The organism is [Clostridium] symbiosum (assembly GCA_036419695.1).
Classification (GTDB): domain Bacteria; phylum Bacillota; class Clostridia; order Lachnospirales; family Lachnospiraceae; genus Otoolea; species Otoolea symbiosa_A.
Genome location: CP143946.1, coordinates 2,270,922 through 2,291,271, shown reverse-complemented (window position 1 = coordinate 2,291,271; position 20,350 = coordinate 2,270,922). Strand labels below are relative to the sequence as shown.

General features: G+C 43.2%; 22 protein-coding genes. All 22 read right to left on the bottom strand.

Annotation, left to right across the window (positions count from 1 at the left end; translation table 11 throughout):
• Window positions 1–73 precede the first annotated feature (73 nt).
• Window positions 74–760, bottom strand: a complete 687-nt coding sequence (locus V3C10_10530; GenBank protein WVP64211.1) for a hypothetical protein — start codon at window positions 758–760, stop codon at window positions 74–76.
• A gap of 61 nt (window positions 761–821) precedes the next feature.
• Window positions 822–1,946 carry an LCP family protein gene (locus V3C10_10525; protein ID WVP64210.1) on the bottom strand — a complete coding sequence of 375 codons (1,125 nt, stop codon included), beginning with the start codon at window positions 1,944–1,946 and terminating at the stop codon, window positions 822–824.
• Window positions 1,946–3,376 carry a sugar transferase gene (locus tag V3C10_10520; GenBank protein WVP64209.1) on the bottom strand — a complete coding sequence of 477 codons (1,431 nt, stop codon included), beginning with the start codon at window positions 3,374–3,376 and terminating at the stop codon, window positions 1,946–1,948. The genes V3C10_10525 and V3C10_10520 overlap by 1 nt, the downstream gene beginning before the upstream one ends.
• Before the next feature lie 80 nt (window positions 3,377–3,456).
• The gene (locus tag V3C10_10515) at window positions 3,457–4,170 is read right to left on the bottom strand and encodes a CpsD/CapB family tyrosine-protein kinase (GenBank protein ID WVP64208.1); all 714 of its coding nucleotides are present in this window, start codon (window positions 4,168–4,170) and stop codon (window positions 3,457–3,459) included.
• A 39-nt stretch (window positions 4,171–4,209) separates the two neighbouring features.
• Window positions 4,210–5,103: a Wzz/FepE/Etk N-terminal domain-containing protein gene (locus tag V3C10_10510; protein ID WVP64207.1), complete on the bottom strand. Its 894-nt coding sequence runs from the start codon at window positions 5,101–5,103 to the stop codon at window positions 4,210–4,212.
• Window positions 5,104–5,175: 72 nt separating this feature from the next.
• Entirely contained in the window at window positions 5,176–5,895 is a 720-nt protein-coding gene (locus V3C10_10505; GenBank protein WVP64206.1) for a CpsB/CapC family capsule biosynthesis tyrosine phosphatase, read from the bottom strand.
• Complete coding sequence (locus tag V3C10_10500) at window positions 5,882–6,046, bottom strand: hypothetical protein (protein ID WVP64205.1); 165 nt, start codon at window positions 6,044–6,046, stop codon at window positions 5,882–5,884. The genes V3C10_10505 and V3C10_10500 overlap by 14 nt, the downstream gene beginning before the upstream one ends.
• A gap of 480 nt (window positions 6,047–6,526) precedes the next feature.
• The gene (locus V3C10_10495; protein ID WVP64204.1) at window positions 6,527–7,369 is read right to left on the bottom strand and encodes a tyrosine-type recombinase/integrase; all 843 of its coding nucleotides are present in this window, start codon (window positions 7,367–7,369) and stop codon (window positions 6,527–6,529) included.
• Window positions 7,370–7,733: 364 nt separating this feature from the next.
• Window positions 7,734–9,218, bottom strand: coding sequence for a lipopolysaccharide biosynthesis protein (locus V3C10_10490; GenBank protein WVP64203.1), 1,485 nt, complete (start codon window positions 9,216–9,218; stop codon window positions 7,734–7,736).
• Complete coding sequence (locus V3C10_10485) at window positions 9,215–10,309, bottom strand: TDP-N-acetylfucosamine:lipid II N-acetylfucosaminyltransferase (GenBank protein WVP64202.1); 1,095 nt, start codon at window positions 10,307–10,309, stop codon at window positions 9,215–9,217. The genes V3C10_10490 and V3C10_10485 overlap by 4 nt, the downstream gene beginning before the upstream one ends.
• Window positions 10,310–10,377: 68 nt before the next feature.
• On the bottom strand, window positions 10,378–10,848 hold the full coding sequence (locus V3C10_10480; GenBank protein ID WVP64201.1) for a VanZ family protein: 471 nt from the start codon (window positions 10,846–10,848) through the stop codon (window positions 10,378–10,380).
• Window positions 10,849–10,877: 29 nt separating this feature from the next.
• Window positions 10,878–12,350, bottom strand: coding sequence for an acyl-CoA carboxylase subunit beta (locus V3C10_10475; GenBank protein WVP64200.1), 1,473 nt, complete (start codon window positions 12,348–12,350; stop codon window positions 10,878–10,880).
• Window positions 12,343–13,617, bottom strand: a complete 1,275-nt coding sequence (locus V3C10_10470; protein ID WVP64199.1) for an O-antigen ligase family protein — start codon at window positions 13,615–13,617, stop codon at window positions 12,343–12,345. The genes V3C10_10475 and V3C10_10470 overlap by 8 nt, the downstream gene beginning before the upstream one ends.
• Before the next feature lie 80 nt (window positions 13,618–13,697).
• Window positions 13,698–15,092 (bottom strand): AMP-binding protein, encoded by a 1,395-nt coding sequence (locus V3C10_10465; GenBank protein ID WVP64198.1) that lies wholly within the window; start codon window positions 15,090–15,092, stop codon window positions 13,698–13,700.
• 15 nt (window positions 15,093–15,107) lie between these two features.
• Window positions 15,108–15,860 carry an SDR family NAD(P)-dependent oxidoreductase gene (locus tag V3C10_10460; GenBank protein ID WVP64197.1) on the bottom strand — a complete coding sequence of 251 codons (753 nt, stop codon included), beginning with the start codon at window positions 15,858–15,860 and terminating at the stop codon, window positions 15,108–15,110.
• Between the two features lie 14 nt (window positions 15,861–15,874).
• Window positions 15,875–16,114 carry an acyl carrier protein gene (locus tag V3C10_10455; protein ID WVP64196.1) on the bottom strand — a complete coding sequence of 80 codons (240 nt, stop codon included), beginning with the start codon at window positions 16,112–16,114 and terminating at the stop codon, window positions 15,875–15,877.
• Between the two features lie 22 nt (window positions 16,115–16,136).
• The gene (locus V3C10_10450) at window positions 16,137–16,361 is read right to left on the bottom strand and encodes an acyl carrier protein (protein ID WVP64195.1); all 225 of its coding nucleotides are present in this window, start codon (window positions 16,359–16,361) and stop codon (window positions 16,137–16,139) included.
• A gap of 62 nt (window positions 16,362–16,423) precedes the next feature.
• Window positions 16,424–17,188, bottom strand: coding sequence for an SDR family oxidoreductase (locus tag V3C10_10445; protein ID WVP64194.1), 765 nt, complete (start codon window positions 17,186–17,188; stop codon window positions 16,424–16,426).
• A 16-nt stretch (window positions 17,189–17,204) separates the two neighbouring features.
• Window positions 17,205–18,293 (bottom strand): ketoacyl-ACP synthase III, encoded by a 1,089-nt coding sequence (locus V3C10_10440; protein WVP64193.1) that lies wholly within the window; start codon window positions 18,291–18,293, stop codon window positions 17,205–17,207.
• Between the two features lies 1 nt (window position 18,294).
• Window positions 18,295–18,924 carry an MBL fold metallo-hydrolase gene (locus tag V3C10_10435; GenBank protein WVP64192.1) on the bottom strand — a complete coding sequence of 210 codons (630 nt, stop codon included), beginning with the start codon at window positions 18,922–18,924 and terminating at the stop codon, window positions 18,295–18,297.
• Window positions 18,925–18,935: 11 nt separating this feature from the next.
• Window positions 18,936–19,577 (bottom strand): NeuD/PglB/VioB family sugar acetyltransferase, encoded by a 642-nt coding sequence (locus V3C10_10430; protein WVP64191.1) that lies wholly within the window; start codon window positions 19,575–19,577, stop codon window positions 18,936–18,938.
• A gap of 24 nt (window positions 19,578–19,601) precedes the next feature.
• On the bottom strand, window positions 19,602–20,342 hold the full coding sequence (locus V3C10_10425) for a sugar transferase (GenBank protein WVP64190.1): 741 nt from the start codon (window positions 20,340–20,342) through the stop codon (window positions 19,602–19,604).
• Window positions 20,343–20,350: the final 8 nt, after the last annotated feature.

Genomic DNA, 20,350 nt, shown 5'->3' with positions numbered 1-20,350 from the left:
ACTGGATTTATCCGTAATACCATATATGCTTTTGGGGATGATTTGTATCCGCCAAAAGCATGTACGCCATCATTTACTTATTCTTATACACCACCGTAAAAGCCGTATCGCTCCCCAGCGTCATCGTCACCTGTTTCGTCGCATAATCAATTGCTGCCGGAGCCATAAACTCCCACTTTTTCGTTAACGTGTTATAATAGAGCAGCTGCACATCATTCAGCCCTTCCACCAGATTCGGCACATATAAGCTGACGGTAGCTTTTTCATCCACTTTTGTCTGAGTGGCTGCATCTGTTATCACCAGTGTCTGTACCGGAATCAACGGGTTATAACCAACTGTCTCCGGTGTGCCGATCGCGCGGTAGAGCGGGGTTGTTCCCGAGTTAATTGTATTAATCGTCTCTACGACACTTTGAGGGAAGCTCTCCTTCACCTCATCATTGGATGCAAAGCGAATCTCCGTATTTCCAACCATGATGGAATTGCCGGCTGAACCCGGGCCACCGCCTGCCGTTCCTCCTGTTGCTGTACCGCCCGCCGTCATGCCCCCTGCTAAACCTCCGCTCTCCGCCCCGGTAATCCCTGCGCCAGCGCTGCCGGAGGTATCAAGTGGTTTAGAACTTGAATTGCTGTCATCCCGATCTTTTGACGGCGTCACCACCGGCTTTGTATTTGGGCTTGGGTTCACAGCCCCCTGGGCCATCACCGGCTGAGCCATCATCATTGCTGCCAATACGATACCAATATACCTTTTCTTCATAACTTATCTCCTTCCTTTACATGCTGCCTGAGCCAATCATCTGTTTCTAAATTTTCACTTTCTAAGATCGTACTTCCTTATAAAATAACCGGATTACAAGTTCTTTCACTTTCTCCTCATCCGGATGAAACTCCTCATACAGTTCCGTTCGAGCCGCCTCTCCGGGAAGGAAGATGAAATCTCCGTCATCCATAATCTGCGGACTGTTCAACACCGCCAGGCCCATATCCATATATTGGTCCTTGGCCATATTGGTGATCATATATTTTTCCACATCATCCATCAGTCTGACTATCATTTGAGCGTCTTCCTCCGCCCTGCGTTTTGCCGTTTCAATGTATGCTTTTATGTACCCCTTCTGACGCTCCAGCCGTGTCAACGCCGTTTGATATTGATTGATATCTCTGTACCGGATATAATGTTCTGCCTGCTTTCCTTTCAGAAGAACTTTTTCTCCCTTTACAAATTCCGGATATTTTTCCGACAGGGATCCATCCTCAACCAGGATCTCTACACCTCCGATTTCATCATTCAGGATTTCAACCGTACTGATATTGGTTGCAAAATAACCGTCTACCCGCAGACCATACAGAAGATCCGAAACCGCCTCCGTCATCAGCTCACAGCTTTGCTCTTTTCCGTCGCCATAGGCGTATGCCAGGGTTAAATGTTGCACGTCTTTTCCCAATTCATTGCCAAAATAATCAAACAGTGTTATTTTCGTCATTGTGTCCCGGGGAATCATAAGGATTTGAACCGTATCGCTGGCCATATCCTGAGCCACCAGAAAAATACCGTCAGCCTGGCCTGCCGCTCCTGAAACGTGATACCGCTCCATCTCACCCGTCGTATCAACGCCGATGCAGAGTATCGCGCGGATTGCTGTATTACGTCTGTATTTTTTCCCCTCGTATTCCAGTACATTTTCCACTGCTGAACCAAGGACTTCGATTGCTTCGCCATTTCCCCGCTCTCGAATCCGGGCCTCTGTTTCTTGTCTTTGCCGGTATAAATCTAGGCTGAACCACAAAAACCATAAAAGAACCAATGCTCCTGCAGCCAAAATGAAGGGGAGCAGTTTTTTCCATCTGTTTCTATTCTCTCTTCCTGTTTCTCCGTCCATTACTTTTTTGTATTTTTCTTTTCGCTCTTTTACCTTCCCTTCTTTCTCCTTTCCCTCCCCCATCACGATGCCCCTTTCTGGAACAGGACCACATACACGGTCTGAAAGAGCAGCTTGATATCAAGCCAGAAGGACCAGCTATCTATGTATTCCAGGTCAAGATTTACAATCTCCTCGAAATCATTAACCGTACTTCTCCCGCTGACCTGCCACATCCCGGTAATTCCCGGTTTCAGGCTGAGACGCCGTTTATGGCGTTCCGAGTATTTCACAAATTCATCCTCAGTCGGAGGACGCGTTCCCACCAGGCTCATATCTCCCGCGAGGACGTTAAAGAACTGTGGAAATTCATCCAGGCTGGTTTTGCGTATAAATCTTCCCACCCTGGTGATCCTGGGGTCATCTTTGATTTTAAACATCAGGCCGTTCATTTCATTTTGGGCCATCAGTTCTTTTTTCCGCTGTTCCGCATCCATGTACATGGAGCGGAATTTATAGATAGTGAAACGGCGGCCGTTTTTCCCAATCCTGGTCTGCTTAAATATCACGGGCCCCGGCGACTCCAGATATATCATCGGCGCAACGACAACTCCTATCATCACAGTCAGAATCACGCCGGCCAGGCCTCCTGCAATATCCATCGTCCTTTTTAAAAACAGCTCCGCCGGGTCAAATATCCTGGGGCTGTAGGTAAGGACGTTGTAAATTCCAAACTCCTCCACCACCTTTTCCTCGCGTCCAAGACAGAAGGTATTCGTCGTTACATGAGTCACGATTCCCAGGTTTTCCATATACAGGATCAGTTCCCTCAGCCATTGTCTCCTTGACTCCGGCATACTTACCAGTGCCTCGTCGATCGCCTCCCTCATCAGAAATGCCTCCAGGCTCTTTTCCGACAGTTCCATATAGCTTCCGCTCTTCCCGCGGAGAATACGGTTTATTTCCACATGCAGATTGCCTTTGTCCTTATGGCCGCTGATTACAACAAGCGCAACGGCCTCATAATCAAACATAAAAGAGGTCACATATTTGTGCATCATCTTCAAGGCATTTTCCTCATTGGCAAACAGGATTAATTTCTTTTTGTTTTCCGATTTACTGTAATAGTCATATAGAAAAGATTTGAACAATAAACGGGCTATGTACATAAATGCTGTATTTACAATGAAAAATATGAGGTAAAACGAGCGTGGAAATTTCATTCCCACTTTAAATAAATAAAGCAGAAGCGCCAGCCCCAAAGCCATCTGAAAATTGACGCTGCACACATTTTCCAGTTCATTCCAATTGCTGCGTTTCATCAACGGCTTTTTCTCCCGATAAAATAAAGCCACGATAAAATAGATACATATCACCAGAATGCACCGGTACCAAAGTTCGGACGGCGTTATCCCCGACAGGGAACCTTCTATGAGAAATGATGTTATAATATAAGAAAAAACAACCGTCAACGTATCTAAAACCATATAAAAAGAGCGGTTTTCGACAATCATACCCTAATCCCCTGATTTCTTTTGTTTATCTCTGCAGGGCATCCTGCCTTTAAACAATCTGCCCCCGTATCTTCTGATCTTTATTTTTTAATTTCCTGTCCATATTCGTATCCGTATTGATATTTACCGTATTTCCCATAGTACCGGTAATATCCCTGCATCTGCATATTGACGCGGTTTAAAACCGTTCCGAGAATCCGGCAGCCGCTGCGTTCCAGCTGTCTCTTTACCTTCTGGAGCACTCTGTAGCTGACTCCTCCGCTCTCCACCACCATAATGGCCCCGTCACAGTGGCCTGCCACGATGGCTCCGTCAATAATCGTGCTCATCGGCGGCGTATCGATAACGACATAGGCGTATTCTTCCCTTGCCCAGTCGATCAGTTTTTTGAACAGCGGTTCCTCCAGCAGCTCCGCCGGGTTTGGTGAAAGGGGGCCTGAAAAAATAACATCCAGATTGCTTATATTAGTTGTATACACCACATCCTCCAGTGTCTTCTGCCCACTCAGATACTGGGACAGCCCTTCAATCTTCCGGTCCAGTTTATATCTGGTCACCAGGACTGATTTTCTGACATCCGCATCGATCAAGAGAACACGGTTATCAATCTGGGCCAGCGAGGAGGCCAGTGAAAATGATATCTCGCTCTTCCCCTCGTTCGGCACCGCGCTGGTCAGCATGATGACCTGCAAATTCGTACCCGAGAATTGAATATTCGTTCTCAGAGTCTTAATTGCCTCTTCATACTGATAATCCTCTTTCAGATCACGCAATAAGCTGATTTCCTTACCCATCTTGTCTCTCCTTACCGATTTTCTTTATTGGTTTCGGTTTTATCTTTCGCTGAAGCCGTCTGTGCACCCTGTTCCATTTTTTCCGTCTGTAGCCTCTGTTCCGTTTTTCCTGTCTGTCTTTTCTCCTCCAGCACTTTTCGTGAAAGCTCCGCTTTTTTTTCTGGAAGTATGCTTTTGGGGCACCTTTTTCTTTCTGCCCAAAATTCCTTTTCGGTAACTGCTTTTATCTTCCTTTGAATCTTTCCGCTCCGGAACGACGGCGAGTACGGGAAGTTCCAAATATCTCAAGGCGTCGTCTTCCGTCCTAATTGTGTCGTTCATGATAACGGCCAGGGTAATAATTCCACAGGCCAGAAACAACATCACAATACCTCCGACCGCCGCATTCTTTTTCACATTCGGACTCGTCTTAACCGTTGCCACCATGCCGTCTTCAATCAGCTTGGGAGGAGTCATTTCCATGATTTCTCCGATATAGTCGGAGGCGGCGTTGGCTATCCCGTCGACGATGGCCTTGGCCATATAGGGATCCGGATCTGTTACGGTCAGATACAGGATGCGCGTATCCTTGGGATTTTCTAATTTAAGCTTCGCCGCCAGCTGCTTATAAGTGAGATCCAGCCCCAGTGTATTAATTACTTCCTGCATTACCGGCCTGCTGCCAATCAGTTCCTTATAATCCTGGGTAAGCTGTGTGCCCATCTGCAAATCAGCCAGCGAGGTCAGTGTAGTTTCTTTTGACAGGACATAAATTTTTGCCTCTGAAGTAAACTGGGGAGTCAACACGTAGTAACTGTACGCCCCGGCAACCCCCGTTCCAAGAACGGCGGACAAAAGTATCCACCAGATTCTCCGTTTGAACTCATAAAACAGTTCCCGGAAGTCAATCAAAATCTCATCATCATCCTGATATTGGCGTATATTCTTTTCCATGACTCATTTCCTTTATCTTCTTTTGTTTTAACATTTACTTATACTTCCGAAGCTTTTATACTTTCGGAACTTTTATGCTATCGGGGCTTCCAGAAGTATGCTAGGATTTTCTACCGTCAGCTCCCTGAGGCGGTCTTCACCCGCCTTCCTTCGCAGCCACTCCAAAGCGGCTCCACAGTCCGGAGACCTGTGGGTTATTCCGTGCATATCGGTACTGAGAAAATCAAACTGGTTCTCCAGTATCATCTTTCGGCACCACCGCCTGTCGGAAAAATTTGTTCCTGTTTCCAGGCTCCCGTAATTCATCTGCATACGCATGCCGGCTGCCGACAGTTCCAGCAGCCTTTCGTTCCGTCTCAAACAAAAGTAACGCTCTGCATGGGCAAGAACAGGTATGTATCCGGCAAATATCATTTTGCGCAATGCCAGTTCCAGCCTGCTGTAGACAACAGTCGGCTGAAATTCTATCAGCACATATCTTGAGCCTGCCAGAGTTAGGAGCTTATGTTCCGACAGGTATTCTTCTATCTCATAAAAATACATAATCTCCTGTCCGGGATATATGGTAAGCCCTGGGGTCAGAACATCGGCCTCGGCCTGAACGGCATCCACAAGTTCATAAATTCGAGCCACATCCGGTTCATAATGTTTGCGGAAAAAATGAGGCGTGGCGATGATGCTTCGTATTCCCTGTTCAAATGCCTTTAAGAGCATCTTCCGGGTCTCCTCCATTGTCTCCGGCCCATCGTCAATTCCGGGTAAAATATGTGCGTGAATATCAATCATCCCCATACGTTTTACTCCTGTCCGGACTACTTTCCTTCATAAATTTCTGCTTTGCCTCAAAGACAGCCCTGCAGAAACCCATGTATTCTGCCATTTGCTGCTTTTGTGTATCCTCACCGGTTAGCTTTGTGTTTTCTTCAATAACAATTTTCATCATGCGTCTCCTTTATGCTGTAATGGCATGACTGAATTGATTCTTTAGTTGTTGGGCTACTACATAATGTGGATTATGTTCCCGAAAGAGGAAGTAAAAGAACAACATAATGTGGATTATGTTCCTTGACAAGTAAACTGCCTTTAGATGAAAAGATTAAAACTGAGTAAAACAAATAAGCGATTCGAACATGTCGAACCGATACGCGATGATTTGTCAGGAAAAATTTTACTTTTCTATTGCGCAAAATATGTTATAATGGGAGAAACTGGAATATGATTGGTAATTTTTGGAAAACATAGAATTTTATGTAAAGAATAAAGATTTTTCCATTAAGATACTTGTAAAGAAGAGAATTATGTTATGATTTCTCAGAAATAATAGTTACTTTTTTTAAATCCAAAATATGGACTATTTTGATTTTTTGTTATATACTACTACATAATCCACATTATGTTGCACCAACTAATTGTGCTGCAAATCTCATAAAATCAGGTTCATTCGTTCTATCTGCTGTCTGTGTTCCGTCCCCGATGTCACAATATAAATCCTGGTCGTATTGATACTGCTGTGCCCCAATAGATCCGCCAGTTTTGAAATATCTTTCTCCATTCTGTAATACGTCCTGGCAAAAAGATGCCTCAAATTATGGGGAAATACTTTTGCGGCTAATACCTTTGCCGTTGCACACAGCGCCTTCATTTCCTTCCAGACATTACTTCTGTTTACCGGCTTTCCTTCCTTTGTCAGAAATACGGGTCCCCGGCAGATACGGTTCTTCCTGATATATTTCATCAATAGCCCCCTTAGCTTATGAGGCAGGAATATCTGGCGGCTTTTGCCTTTACCCGTTGCATAGGCGATTCCGCTTTGCACTGACTCAACCGTAATATAGATGAGCTCGCTGATTCTGATTCCGGTACTGCAAATCGTTTGAATAATAAGGCCAATCCGTTCTTTCTTCATAAACTTCGCCGTATTAACCAGCCGGTTATATTCTTCCCTGGTCAGTTCCTTCTCCTCCGGACAGTAGACCTGGCGCTGCACTTTCATTTGCTTTACCTTGAATTCATACCAGCCGGCAAACTGCAGAAAATGGTTCAGGGATGCCAGTATTGAATTGACGCTGCTTACTGCATACCGTTCGGAAAGATTCTTTTTGTATTCAATGACTAAATCTTTCGTAATTTCCCGCGCTCCGAGGAAGCGGATAAACTTTTTCAGGTCTCTCTGGTACTTTTCAACTGTGTGGCGGCTCTTCTCCTCCTGGATTAAATATTGGATAAAGCTGTCTTTCATTTCGGATGTTATTGTGTGGTTTTCCATTTTCCCTCCGTATAAATTATTTTTACTTTCTATATTATCATTAATTGGAGGTTATTTTTAGGGGGTGGGGACGAAAAGCACTGGAAATATATGGAAGAAATTTATTTTTACTGTCCACCTCCCGTTGAATCCATACAATAAGCGATGCAGTAACGCCACATCCAGCGTACAGGCTCCGTCGTAGATTGCGAAAGTAAAAGGAACAGATACGAACAAAAGATACGTTATCTGTTCCTTTTACTTTCACAACTCTGCTTTTTTTCATCTCCTTTCTTTTACATTCTGAAAACTAAAACTGTTCATGAATGATTTCTATTAATAAAAAATGCAGCCCGATTGCATTTTCTATGTTTAAGCCACCGATTTATTCTATTTGCTTCTTTCTTTTCTTGCAGCAAAGACCGACCGCCCTTGCTTTGACATATCCAAAGGAAGGATTGTGAGAAATAATCGATAAAAACAGATATGTTACTCCTCCGGTTACAAGCTGTACAGCGAGCTTCACAATGCCAATCAGCGGAAGGGTGCCTGCCAGGAACACGCAGCATCCCATTATCCCGCTCATCCACAGTGCCGGAAATATATCGGTTATCTGCATACGAAATGAGTAGTTCAGCAATGATTTATTCGGAAATGAATTCACCAGGAGCGAAAAGATGGACAGCGGCAAAGCACATACCGCAACAGCGAACACCCCATACCGAATTGACCAAATCAGGCAGATGACCGTGACTGTTTTTTTAATTATTTCCAGTTTTAAGCTGATATCGCTTCTCCCCATTGCCTGGATCACCTGTAAGTTGGCAGTGTGCAGCGGCCAAAATGCATAGCTGAAGCACCCTATCCACATATAAGGAACCGCAGCGGACCATACATCTGTGTACAATAACCGAACCAGCGTAGAGGATACAACTGCCAGCCCTGTCATTGCCGGAAAAATCAGGTATGTGCTGATGGAAATAGACTTCCTGACCAAAGCCCGCAGCGTTGTTTTATCACCGTTCGCCGACGAATAGGCCGGGAAAAATACACTCTGGATCGAAGTATTTACATTTGAAATGATCAGTTCAGGCAAATGGTTACCGCGATTGTAAAAAGCCAGATCAGACTGTGTATATACTTTTCCAATCAACAGGCTCCTTAGATTTTTGTAAAATGTGTCAATCAAATTTGATACAAATACTTTCCAGCCAAAAGAAAATAACGGTCTGAACCGCCGGTAAGAAAAGCGGAAGCGCGGATGCCAGTCCAGCATTTTCCATAAAATCACCGTGTCCATCAGCTGATTTGTCAAAATCTGCCCTACCAGGGCCCAAACCCCATAACCAGCATATGCCATTCCAACACCGACAAAAGCCGAACATACCGTTCCGCCAATCGTGGCCTTAAAGAAAAGGTGAAACCACATTTTTTTTGAAATATATGCCTGCTGAATTCCATTGATCCCTCCCAAAACGATGGAAAGCGACAGAACCCGGATTACCGGGAGCATCTGGGGCATATCATAAAAGCCGGCTACCGCTGAGGCTGAGAAAAAAAGGCCGGTATACAGCACAAGAGACATACAGATATTAAAAACAAACACTGTCGTAAAATCCAGGTCGTCTGCTTTCTGCTTCTGAATCAGTGCAGTAGATAAACCGCTGCTGACAAAAACGTTCAGGATATTTGTGATCACGGTAATCAGTGCAACCGTACCATAAACAGAGGGGGCTAAAAGTCTGGCGAGGACCACCGAAACGATAAAGCTGACTCCCTGGGCGCCAAAACGCTCAGCCAGGCGCCATAATATGTTTGTTGAAATAGAGGGATTATCATAAGTATTCTTCTTATTCTTTTGCTGATTCATTGTTCTTCTTTGTTCCTGTCTGACGTCATAACCAGAAACAGCAGTTTCCACTTATCCCTGATTAGATTAATATCGGTATATTTTCGTATTAAAGCCATATTTTTTTTCTTGACGTCCGGGGTGTAAGTCCGGAAAGTCTCAAAGGTTTCCTTTGAGAGATTAAACGCATTTTCTACCTGAAAGCCTCTTCCCTCATAATTCGCCCACATCGTCGTATCATTCCGAATGTAGATCTTCACCCCTGAAGCCAGGGCAATTGCAATATTCCCCATGGCCTGCTGTCTGTCATTAAAAAATATCCCAATATCCATTTCGCTGATAAAATCAGAGTATGCTTCGCCGTCCATCGACTCGGTAATAGGAACGACTTTATCTTTTCCAAAAATTCCGACCGCAGTTTGAATGACTTTCTCCCGATATTCCTCAAAACCTTTAAATCCATATGTAAGAGGAATATAGAGTTTCAAATCTTCTTCAGCAAAAGACTTTAGTTCCTCGAGCGCTTCAATATGACAATTAGTTACAGTCGCAGAGTTTCCAAGCATTACTTTGACGGTCTTGTTCCTGCCATCCTTTTTATTACCTTTCTCTGTCAGCTTCTGCATTACTCCCGGACGCTGGATCGGAAGCGGATAGCTCAGAGAAAAGTGTTTACCTGTAACATGATACCACTGGCGTGCCAGCGGCAGATCTTTATCGACCAGGGTTGCCACATAACCTATCTGAGATGCATATTTTTGTTTCAGATATTCTGTCAGTTTTACTCCCCAACGGTTCGTTTTTTCATTGTGACGGTAAATGTCGCCTCCCCAGATTACCCAGCACGTTTTCGCCAGCCATTCTTTCTTTCTGGAAATAAAAATGAAATGTTTAAAATTAAATAATCCATGCAGGATAATTGCATCACATTCATTGAGATTTTTAATATATTTAAAGAAATTTTTAGGATTGATTACTTCGGCATTTCCTTCCGCCTGATTTAATCCTATCGGAGCCAAAGAATCCTTACGTTTTGCATGCCCTGTACAGAACTTGTGCTCTCTCCCATCAAAACATGTATTAATCAACATATACATATCCTGTGTATACATTGTCTGCGCCATTACATGTGTAATATTCATCTTTGTTTCCTTTCCGCAAAATCACTTCTATTAATTATTTACATTCTGTTTTTTATTACTTTATATAGCCAAATCAGGGCATTCAAAACACAAATGGCTGTCAAAAATCCAATTGCATCCACCAGAACATCTTGGAATCTCGCATTTCTCCCATTTACAAAGTACTGATGGAACTCATCAATACATCCGTAAAGAAAACAGAGCAGTGCTGACAAAAAAGAACATTTTAAAATGCATCCTCCCGTCAACTCATCCTGTTTCGATAGCAGGTAGGAATGGGTAACACCTCCCAAAAAGCCAAAAAGCGTCATATGGCCAAGCTGCCTGACATTCCACTCCCAGATAAGAAACCGGCCGTAGAACTCTCCATTCTCATCTTCCCTGAACAATCCCAGAATCCTTCCCGCCATATCGCTGATGTAGTGGGAAGAAGCTCCGGCCTGACTCGAAAACAGGAAAATAAGAACCATCATACCGATGACACATAGCAATAGAATTTTTCGCCACATAATGAACCTCCAGTTTAATTAATTTCTTTTTACAACGGGATATTCCCGTGTTTTTTCCGGAGTATTTTGGCTTTACTAAATCGTTTTTTCTTTAAGGCATTATTTAAGAGGGTATAGATTGTTTCCCTTGTCTCAGATGGCTGGATTACCTGATCAATATACCCCATTTCAAGTCCGTGTTTATAGTTGATAACCTCTGTCTTATATTCTGTTTTTTTCTCCTCTAAAAAATCGGCCCGTTCCTTCCCCGACAGATTTTTCAGTTCTTTTGCATATAGTATCTCGACTGCACCGTCTTCTCCCATTACAGCCACCTCGGCTGTCGGCCATGCTATCACAAAATCGGCTCCCAGGTGCTTGCTGTTCATCGCAATATAAGCTCCACCGTAAGCTTTTCTCAATATAATATTGATTTTAGGAACGGTTGCCTCTGAAAAAGCATAGAGCAATTTTGCCCCATGGCGGATAATCCCCTTTGTTTCCTGTGAACTTCCCGGCAGATATCCCGGCACATCCGTAAACGTGATTAATGGTATCCCAAACGCATCACAAAACCGGACAAATCTTGCCGCTTTATCGCTCGTGTCACAATCCAGACTCCCTGCAAGACACCTGGGCTGGTTTGCAACAACACCGATTGTCGTCCCGCATAGAGATGCAAATCCAACTACAATTGATTGTGCAAATTCAGGTGAAACTTCCATAAAAGTTTCGTCATCCATTACTGCGCGAATCACCTCCCTGACATCGTATCCAATGCGGGTGTTCTCAGGTATTTCAATCTCCCCGGATTTTTTTTCATATAATTCTTTTCTGGGCAGAGCAGCTTTCTCTTCACAGTTTTTTGGCAGCATGCCAATCAGACGGCGTAATTCATGAAAGCATGTTTCTTCGTCCGGATAGCAGAAATGGGAGACTCCGCTTTCCCTGGTATGAACCTTGTAGCCGCCAAGTTCCTCAGCCGTTATGCTGCTGCCCGTTACGCTTTTCACAACCTTAGGTCCGGTAATATACATCTGCGCAATGTTCTCAACCATAAAAACAAAATCCGTGATTCCCGGGGAATACACTGCTCCGCCGGCACAAGGCCCTAAAATCACAGAAATCTGAGGAATGAACCCGGAGGCCATCACGTTCCTGTAAAAAATTTCCCCATAACCGGCCAGCGAATCAATTCCTTCCTGAATTCTTGCACCACCGGAATCATTAATTGTAATAAACGGACATTTTTTACTTATTGCAACATCCTGCGCCCTGGCAATATTTTCTCCGATTTTCATGCCGAGAGTCCCGCCGCGGTATGTAAAATCCTGCGCTGCGACAATTACTTTTTTTCCATTCACTCTGCCTTCGCAAATCAAAACGCCGATTCTTCGTCCCTTATCGAAAAGCTCCTTATATTTACCATCGTCGAATAATTGCTCCAGCCGTTCCGTCACAAACAATTTACCTTTTGCATGCTGTTTTTGCTTTGCAGCCTCTATTTTATTTATCTCATCCATTGTTATCCTCTGTATATTTTTTTCGTTCCTCTTTGAATACAAAAAATAGATATGCTATCAGCATCCAAAATTGAGGGTAGCCCCAAAACGTATCCGACAGAAATAATTTTGCGTTCGCCGAAAGAAGGATGCAGATGACGAATGCCTGCTCATCCCTGGCACTGATTAAAACCTGTATGCTTTTGATTCCAATAATCAGGAACACAATAATCCCAAGCAGCCAGCCGAAATCGATAATCATTTCCAGAAAAATATTATGGCAGTATCCCCAATAATAGTATGGTGTGATAAACTGCCGGTCCCCGAATGCGCCGTATCCCAGGAACGGCATGTTTTTTATAGCCTCGGCAGCAAGCGAGTAAATCACTTCTCTTCCATTATCACTGGTTATATCTCCACTGAGAAACATTTGAATGGTTCTCGCATCAATACCGGAAAGTTCTGACAAAATGTCGTAATAAAACGCATTAAATAAAATGCCTAGTAATATAAACCCAGTGCTTATCAGTAGCTTCTTATGCATTGGAACAATTGAGAATTCTTTATAAAGATAAAGAATTCCAAAAACAAGTAGGCACAAAATACAACCTCTTGATCCTCCAACTAAAGCTAATACGGTAGATAAACAACCTAAAAATAAATAAACTTTCTTCCTCTCTCTAATAAAAAGTCCAAAAAAAATAGTGGCACAAAAAATAATAGTATAACCAAAGCTCAAATTATAACTCAGCTCAATCATTTCTCCTGCTGCATTTAAAGAATTCCAGTATCCATCACTAAATGCCTTCACAAATTGATAACTACTGTAAAACAATAACAGAAATGATGCATATTTAAGATTCTCTATTAATCGCTTGCTGTTCTTGCTTGCTGTTACAGCAAGGAATCCGAAAACAGCTCCATTATCAGGACGAAAGACATCGTCCCATACACCATAAGTCTCTCTGAAGAAGAATCTGTCGTATTCCGGATGGAAGAATAGGGTTAATACAAAAAGAGAGATTATCGTAAAAGTAACTATTAAAAAACTCCATAATGATTTATCTAACTTCCTTTTGGAAAACATCAGTATTAACATAAGAATAAGCGGTATATATATGATTAAATTGGTGAATATAATATATAAACTCTGTAAGCCGGCAAAAGCTAAAACCCTTCTTACGGCCAACCTAATCAAACCATTTGAAAAATACAGACAGATAAACCAGGTAATCGCCCTATCATAATTTATATTTACGAAATCTAAACGAATTTTCAGCTTATCCATAATGCATCGACTCCATAACTCATATATATACTGCTCCATTCTATGTTTCCGTCTCTACTGCCTTTTCTAAATTGCCGGAATTAATTCAAATTTTTGTACAAGATTTTTCCTGACTCATTCTTGGGAAGCTCCTCTATAACCTTCACTTCAAATGCAGAGGCATTTAAGTTCAATTTTTCAGCAAGATAAGCCGGAATTTTATCCTTCAGCGCTCCGTCTACGATGAAAATCTTCATTTTTTCATCATTTCCGGTACAGGCGCATTCACAATTAAATCCTTCTTTTATGATCCGTTCCGACTGATCCAGGCTGATACGAAGCCCAAACAGCTTTAAAAACCGTTTTTTTCTTCCAATTATGTAGTAAAAGCCCTCCGCATCACGTTTTGCAATATCGCCTGTGTGATATTCGCCGGACCACTCATCGCCTTTAAGCAAATCCTCCCGGCAGATCCCGTATCCCATAGTGACGTTCGGACCGCGGTATCCCAATTCTCCCTGGGCCTCCGGCTCCACTATTTCATTTCCGTTTACATCCAGCAGAAACAGTTCACCTTCAGGAATTGCTTTACCAATGCTGCCGATTTTCTCTCTTGCCATTTCCGGCGGTAAATACGCCATTCTGGCGCTTGTCTCCGTCGTGCCAAACGTAGCACAGAAACGTTTGCCAGCGTTTTCCGAATACTCTGCCAGCGTTTTGAACATCTCGTCGGTCAGTTTTCCTCCGCCTTCCGATAAAGTTTTTAAATCAGGCAGATCCATTCTGGTAAACTTAAGTTTCATCATAATTTCATAGCTGTAAGGTACGCCGGTAAAATTTGAACCATGGTTTTCTTTTATAAAATCCCAGAATTCTGTACTCATCAAATTGTTTTTAATCAGTAGAACCGTGGCTCCGACTATGAAATGACTGTTTATTACATTCAGCCCCATCGTATATTGCACAGGTAAATCCATAATGCAGTTCTCATCGCTCGTCCATCCAAAAACAGCTGCTACATTCCTGGCATTTGCTTCCAGATTTCCATACTTATACCTGACTAGCTTAGGGCTGCCGGTGGAACCGGAAGTTGTCATCAGTAAAGCAAGCTTCTCATGAATTGGATAGACATCATATTTTGATCTTAAAAGACTGTAGCCATATTTTGAATAAATTACATCGCCTTTACAACGCGTTTTCTGAGCATCGGGAATCCAGTAATAGTACGGTGTATACATCGTATCCAGTTCTTCCAGCAAAGAGGAATCAATTGCTGCGCTTAATAAAAGCGGCACCACCCTGACACTTTCAAATGCGGCAATTCCGGCCAAAGCCCCCGCTGTATTTTCACACAGGCAGAATACGACGCTGCGCATCAGGTTCAGTTCTTCCATCTCTGTGATAAAATCGCACAATTCTCCATAAGTCAGCTGTGTTCCGCTGTCATCATGTATTGCTGTCTTATTTCTTTCAATGTTTTCTATATCTAAAAACATAGTAAACCTCCACCTTTACATTATTGTACAGCCGTCAACAGCCAGCGTTTGTCCTGATACATATTCCGACAAGTCAGATGCAAAAAAAGCACATGCCCGGGCTATGTCTTTTGGTTCAGCCAGTCTCCCCATACAAACATTTTTAATTCTGGCTTCCAATTTGTCCTGATCCGCCTGTTCCATCATTGGTGTCCTGGTAAGGCCAGGAGCTATGGCATTCACCCTGATTTTCTTTTCAGCCAGTTCTTTGGCTGCCGATTTAGTCAGTGAAATAACTGCACCTTTGGTTGCCGAGTATACCAGCTGGCCGCGGTTTCCCCGGACTCCGACCATAGAAGAAATATTCACGATGCTTCCCCCTCCGGGCTGCCTCCACATCACTCTGCCGACTGTCTGCAGCATATTAATGGTTCCAATCACATTCACATTGAACATCATATCCATATTTTTCCTGCTGATCATGCCAATAAGTTCGTTAAACTCCACCCCGGCGTTGTTGATAAGAACGTCAATCCGGCCGCATTCTTTTTTTATCCGCATCACTGCCGTTTTCACCGCCGCTTCATCTGTTATGTCAAAATAAGCGGCGCGTATCTTTCCCGGGAGATTTTCATCAAATTCCCGAATCCAGTCATCCATACAGCCTTCCCTTGAATCATTTGCATACACCGTAGCTCCCAATTCGGCAAACAGCTCTGCGATTGCCCTTCCAATCCCTCTTCCCGCACCTGTAATCAGGCAAATTTTTTCTTCGAGAAGTTTTTCCATTCACTAAATCCTCCTCAGATTTCTACGCCGTTTTTCCTTAAAATTTCCAGACCATTGAGATAAGAGCCATAATGAAGGATGTCTTCTGTCTCAAACATCGTATCAAACGTATCTTCTAATTCTGAAATCAAATTCAGGTGGGCAACGGAATCCCATTTATCTACTTTTCCAAAAACGAAATCTTCTCCCAATTCGCTTTTATCTACCGTAAATACGTTAGCAAATATATCATCATAAAGTTCTCTGTTATTCATACCTATCCTCCACATAGCTGTTTTACTTCATATAATCTAGAATATCTGCGACTGTCTGAAAGTTTTTCACGACATCGCCTGTAAGTTTTACTCCACATTCGTCATCCATCATAACAATTAAAGACAGTTTCGCCATCGAATCATACTCCTCTATATCAGCTAATTTCATTTCCGGAGTAAGGGTTCCCTCATCTAAATCCAATGTTTCTTCCAACAGCGCTAATTTTTCTTTTTCACTCATCATCATTTCCTCCTGTCGTATATTTTATTTTAATTTCACCGGCCAGCTGGTTTTCTCCGCGCCTGCCATCAGGACGTAGTCATCCCACCGTCAACCGGCAATGTAATACCTGTGATAAAACGGGCTGCGGGACTGATTAAAAACGCAATTGCATTTGCTATATCTTCCGGTTTTCCAACCCCCATATACTGGCGTTCTAGAGTTCCTCTGTTTTTAGGACTGCTCATTCCGTTCGTTTTCATAAATTCAAGGTACATCTCTGTTTCCGTCATCGCTGGTGCTACAGTATTAATACAAATCCCTTTATCATATACCTCCGTGGCAATACAACGGACAGAGGCATCCATAGCGGCTTTAGAACCTGAATAGGCCAGGCGCGCTTTGTCACCACGCATAGACGCAACAGAAGATACTCCGACAATCCGCATTCCCTCATTGTATCTTCCTTTTTTGCAAATTTGACGGACCGATTCTATAAAACCAAAATAATTGATATTGAAAACTTCTTGAATTTTATCAGGTTTAAACAACTTCAACGGTGTATAGATTGCAATTCCTGCTGCGTAAACCATCCCATCCAACTTTCCCTGTTCCTCTGCAATTTGCTTAAACAAATGTTCTATCCTGTTCACTTCGCTCAAGTCCGAGACATAATAAGCGTTATTTTCGCCTTCCAGCTCACTAAGAACCGCATTCAGCCTTTCCTCTCTTCTTGCAACCAGAATTACATCTGCACCCAGTCCATTAAGTGTCATGGCCGTCTGCTTTCCAATGCCGGAGGATGCACCTGTTATCAGGATCTTCCTACCGGTTAAATCAACGAATTGATTCATTGCTCTATCTCCTGTCTTAATATTTTCCCGGTTCGAATTTACCCTCCGCATAATAATCTTTCGTACGGATTACAGGAAAAATATTATTTGTATCCAATACCGCGGAAGTTACTCCCCAGGACAGTCCGATACCAAATCCACTCATTAGAATTTTCTTTTTCCCATCTTCTTCACTTCCAAAATGATCACACAGTGTTAACGGTATCGACATACCTCCCGTATTCCCGAAACGATCCAGTGAAATCAGAACTTTTTCTTTCGGTGCTTTCAACCTGCGTGTTATCTGCTTTAAGATAAACTGGTTGGCCTGGTGAAAGGCCAAATAATCGTAATCTCCAATTTCTGTTTCAGTCAGGCTGAGATATTCTTTCACGGTCTCCGGAATATCGTTAATAGAAAAGGAAAATACAGATGTCCCATCCATAAAGATGTCGTAGAGCGATCTTTCAATGCCGTCGCTGCACACAAAAGTATCATGGGACGGATTCATATCACGGAACCCTCCAGCCGGAAGTACAATTGATTGGAACCTGTTACCGTCGCTCTTCAGTAAGGTTTTCAGTTTGACTCCCTCTTCCCGCTTAAGAAGTATCGCCGCACCGGCATCTCCATACATCATTACAATTGATTTATCAAGTGGATTTACAAGTTTTGACGCTGTTTCCCCTACCAATATCAATGCATACTCCATATCTGATGTTGCCATAAGCGATGCAGCAGTCTGAAGCCCATAGATAAACCCGGAACAGCCAAGGCCAATATCCATGGCGGCACAACCCCGAGGCAGACCGAGCCGCTTCTGTAAAACACAGGCTGTTGCAGGCCTCCGATAATCTGGAGACTGCGTAACAAATACAAGCGCTCCTATTTTGTTTCGATCTGTTTCAATTTTCTCAAACATATTTTCAGCGGCGGCATAAGCCAAATCGCCTGCTGTCTGTTCCGGCAGTGCCTTGTACATTTCCCGTATCCCAGTACTTTCGGTGAATTTTTTACAGGCCTCCATACCGAAAACAGACTCGAAACTTTGAACCGTAACCCTGTTATCCGGTACTGCGCAAGAAACTGCTTCGATCTTTATGTCATTAATCTCAAAATAAGACATTTTATTTCTTCCTCCTTAGTACAAACTCATCATAATGCCCGGGATAAACCGTAATACCTTCCGGCAAGGCCGTGATGCGTCCTCTGGAAACATGTTCCCACTTCTCGCGGCTTCCTCCCGGAAATCCCAACTCCACCTCATGCTCCATAAACAGACTATCCCCGGAAAAGAAATGGTTTTTGTTCACCAAAATACCGATACTCCCATCCGAATGTCCAGGCAGCGCAAAAATTTCTAAAAGATTGTCAAACCAGTAAAAGCGTAAATAATCGTCAAATGTAAATTCCGCAGTGCAATGATAATTTTTCTCTATGGAAACGTGTTCATCCTGTCTGGCATAGGTCTGCATCTGGCTGAATGCCTCAAAATACCGGCTCATGTTTTTTCTGGAAGTCGCAATGTTAACAGCACATGGCCTGCTGCAAATTACAGGGGCGCCGTATGCTTCTTTCCACGCGTTAACACCGGAAATATGGTCATAGTGTTCATGGGTAAGTATCAAAGCATCGACCTTTGAATTTACACCTGGATCCGTATCACGGCAGGGGTCAATTACGATCTTGTGTCCGTGTTCCGACAGCAGATACATGTTGGATGCCATCATATCCGACTCGAACCGTTGAATTTCCATACAAATCCCCCTTAAACTTCAAATCGCTTTGCCGGATTCCCCAGTACCCGTCTTCCGCTTCTTACCTTGGCAAATACCGCGCTTCCAGCCCCTATAACCGCGTCATCTCCTACTGAGATATGAGGCACAATGAATGCATGGCCTCCTATTTTCACCCTCCGTCCGATCTTTACATAACCTGCCAGTCCGCAGCCACCCATCACACATGCGTAATCACCAACCTCAGCATCGTGTCCAAGGGTTGTGCATCCGTTAATCACCACCCCTTTTCCAATTTTTATATTCACGGTCATCATAACGCCATGGGCAATGACTGAGCCATTTCCGATTTCCACCGTATCATGCAGCTCTACATCCGGAGAGATCAAGGTTTCAAATTGAATTCCTTTTTGCTCCAGTTCTTCCTGAATGGCCTCTCTAGGGCCTGGTTCACCAATCGCACAGGTGCAGACTACCTTGTCTTTATAGGCAAAAAGCCACTGCCTGGTTCCCAGGACCGGATAACCATTAATTTTTAGTCCATCTCTATAATAGGCATCATCGACGATAAATCCCAGCAGTTCATAGGTTGGCTTAACATGGTTAATCCTTTCTATCAGATAGGCTGTTTCTCTCGCGAAACCTCCGGCCCCAAATAAAACTATTTTTTTCATATCTCAATCCTTCATATCCAGTTTTTATGCAATTTGATCATCCCTATTTTTAGAGTTCTGTAAATTCTCTTCTCCCGTAAATTCTCCGTCGATTTTTTCGCTTCTAATTCCTGCTCTTTTCTTATTAAAAACAAGTCTAATGAGTCTAAAAATCATGATACAGTCTGTTTTAAAGCTGATATTCTCAACATACCAAACATCGTTCTCCAGACGTTCCTCCCAGGTTATATTCTCTTTTCGATAATCAGGAAGGGGACATTCCAACCCTGGACGGACCGCGTGTCGCAGATGCTGACGTTTTGAATACCTTGGAAGATATTTCATCAATAAAGGCCTTGGACCGATGATTGACATCTTACCATCTAAGATGAGCCAGAATTGCAGGAGCTCATCAAGTGAGGTCTTTCTTAGAAATTTCCCCAGCTTGGTGATACGCTCCGATGCGGGCAGCAGTTCATTATTTTCGTCTGTCTCGTTAGTCATATTTCGGAATTTGACCATTTTAAAGGGCTTTTCTCCCAGTCCAGGCCTTTCGTGAACGAAAAAAATGGGTCTTCCCACATCCGCAAAAGTGGCTACCGCTATCAAAAGATTCACCGGAAAAGTAAGTAGTATTGCAGTCAGCGAGAATACAATATCGATCAGCCGCTTTACATATTTAACATAGAATGTTTGCTTTATTGTTAATTCCCCCGCCGCGAAAGGGCTGATAAAATTTTCGTTCAATTCTCCGAAATAATGTGGAGTTTGTTTTAAATGTCCCATTTTCTGCC

Excerpts from the sequence above, each read along its gene's own strand:
- V3C10_10530 (WVP64211.1), bottom strand. The coding sequence starts at position 760 with ATGAAGAAAAGGTATATTGGTATCGTATTGGCAGCAATGATGATGGCT.
- V3C10_10525 (WVP64210.1), bottom strand. The coding sequence starts at position 1,946 with ATGGGGGAGGGAAAGGAGAAAGAAGGGAAGGTAAAAGAGCGAAAAGAA.
- V3C10_10520 (WVP64209.1), bottom strand. The coding sequence starts at position 3,376 with ATGATTGTCGAAAACCGCTCTTTTTATATGGTTTTAGATACGTTGACG.
- V3C10_10515 (WVP64208.1), bottom strand. The coding sequence starts at position 4,170 with ATGGGTAAGGAAATCAGCTTATTGCGTGATCTGAAAGAGGATTATCAG.
- V3C10_10510 (WVP64207.1), bottom strand. The coding sequence starts at position 5,103 with ATGGAAAAGAATATACGCCAATATCAGGATGATGATGAGATTTTGATT.
- V3C10_10505 (WVP64206.1), bottom strand. The coding sequence starts at position 5,895 with ATGGGGATGATTGATATTCACGCACATATTTTACCCGGAATTGACGAT.
- V3C10_10500 (WVP64205.1), bottom strand. The coding sequence starts at position 6,046 with ATGATGAAAATTGTTATTGAAGAAAACACAAAGCTAACCGGTGAGGAT.
- V3C10_10495 (WVP64204.1), bottom strand. The coding sequence starts at position 7,369 with ATGGAAAACCACACAATAACATCCGAAATGAAAGACAGCTTTATCCAA.
- V3C10_10490 (WVP64203.1), bottom strand. The coding sequence starts at position 9,218 with ATGAATCAGCAAAAGAATAAGAAGAATACTTATGATAATCCCTCTATT.
- V3C10_10485 (WVP64202.1), bottom strand. The coding sequence starts at position 10,309 with ATGTATACACAGGATATGTATATGTTGATTAATACATGTTTTGATGGG.
- V3C10_10480 (WVP64201.1), bottom strand. The coding sequence starts at position 10,848 with ATGTGGCGAAAAATTCTATTGCTATGTGTCATCGGTATGATGGTTCTT.
- V3C10_10475 (WVP64200.1), bottom strand. The coding sequence starts at position 12,350 with ATGGATGAGATAAATAAAATAGAGGCTGCAAAGCAAAAACAGCATGCA.
- V3C10_10470 (WVP64199.1), bottom strand. The coding sequence starts at position 13,617 with ATGGATAAGCTGAAAATTCGTTTAGATTTCGTAAATATAAATTATGAT.
- V3C10_10465 (WVP64198.1), bottom strand. The coding sequence starts at position 15,092 with ATGTTTTTAGATATAGAAAACATTGAAAGAAATAAGACAGCAATACAT.
- V3C10_10460 (WVP64197.1), bottom strand. The coding sequence starts at position 15,860 with ATGGAAAAACTTCTCGAAGAAAAAATTTGCCTGATTACAGGTGCGGGA.
- V3C10_10455 (WVP64196.1), bottom strand. The coding sequence starts at position 16,114 with ATGAATAACAGAGAACTTTATGATGATATATTTGCTAACGTATTTACG.
- V3C10_10450 (WVP64195.1), bottom strand. The coding sequence starts at position 16,361 with ATGATGATGAGTGAAAAAGAAAAATTAGCGCTGTTGGAAGAAACATTG.
- V3C10_10445 (WVP64194.1), bottom strand. The coding sequence starts at position 17,188 with ATGAATCAATTCGTTGATTTAACCGGTAGGAAGATCCTGATAACAGGT.
- V3C10_10440 (WVP64193.1), bottom strand. The coding sequence starts at position 18,293 with ATGTCTTATTTTGAGATTAATGACATAAAGATCGAAGCAGTTTCTTGC.
- V3C10_10435 (WVP64192.1), bottom strand. The coding sequence starts at position 18,924 with ATGGAAATTCAACGGTTCGAGTCGGATATGATGGCATCCAACATGTAT.
- V3C10_10430 (WVP64191.1), bottom strand. The coding sequence starts at position 19,577 with ATGAAAAAAATAGTTTTATTTGGGGCCGGAGGTTTCGCGAGAGAAACA.
- V3C10_10425 (WVP64190.1), bottom strand. The coding sequence starts at position 20,342 with ATGGGACATTTAAAACAAACTCCACATTATTTCGGAGAATTGAACGAA.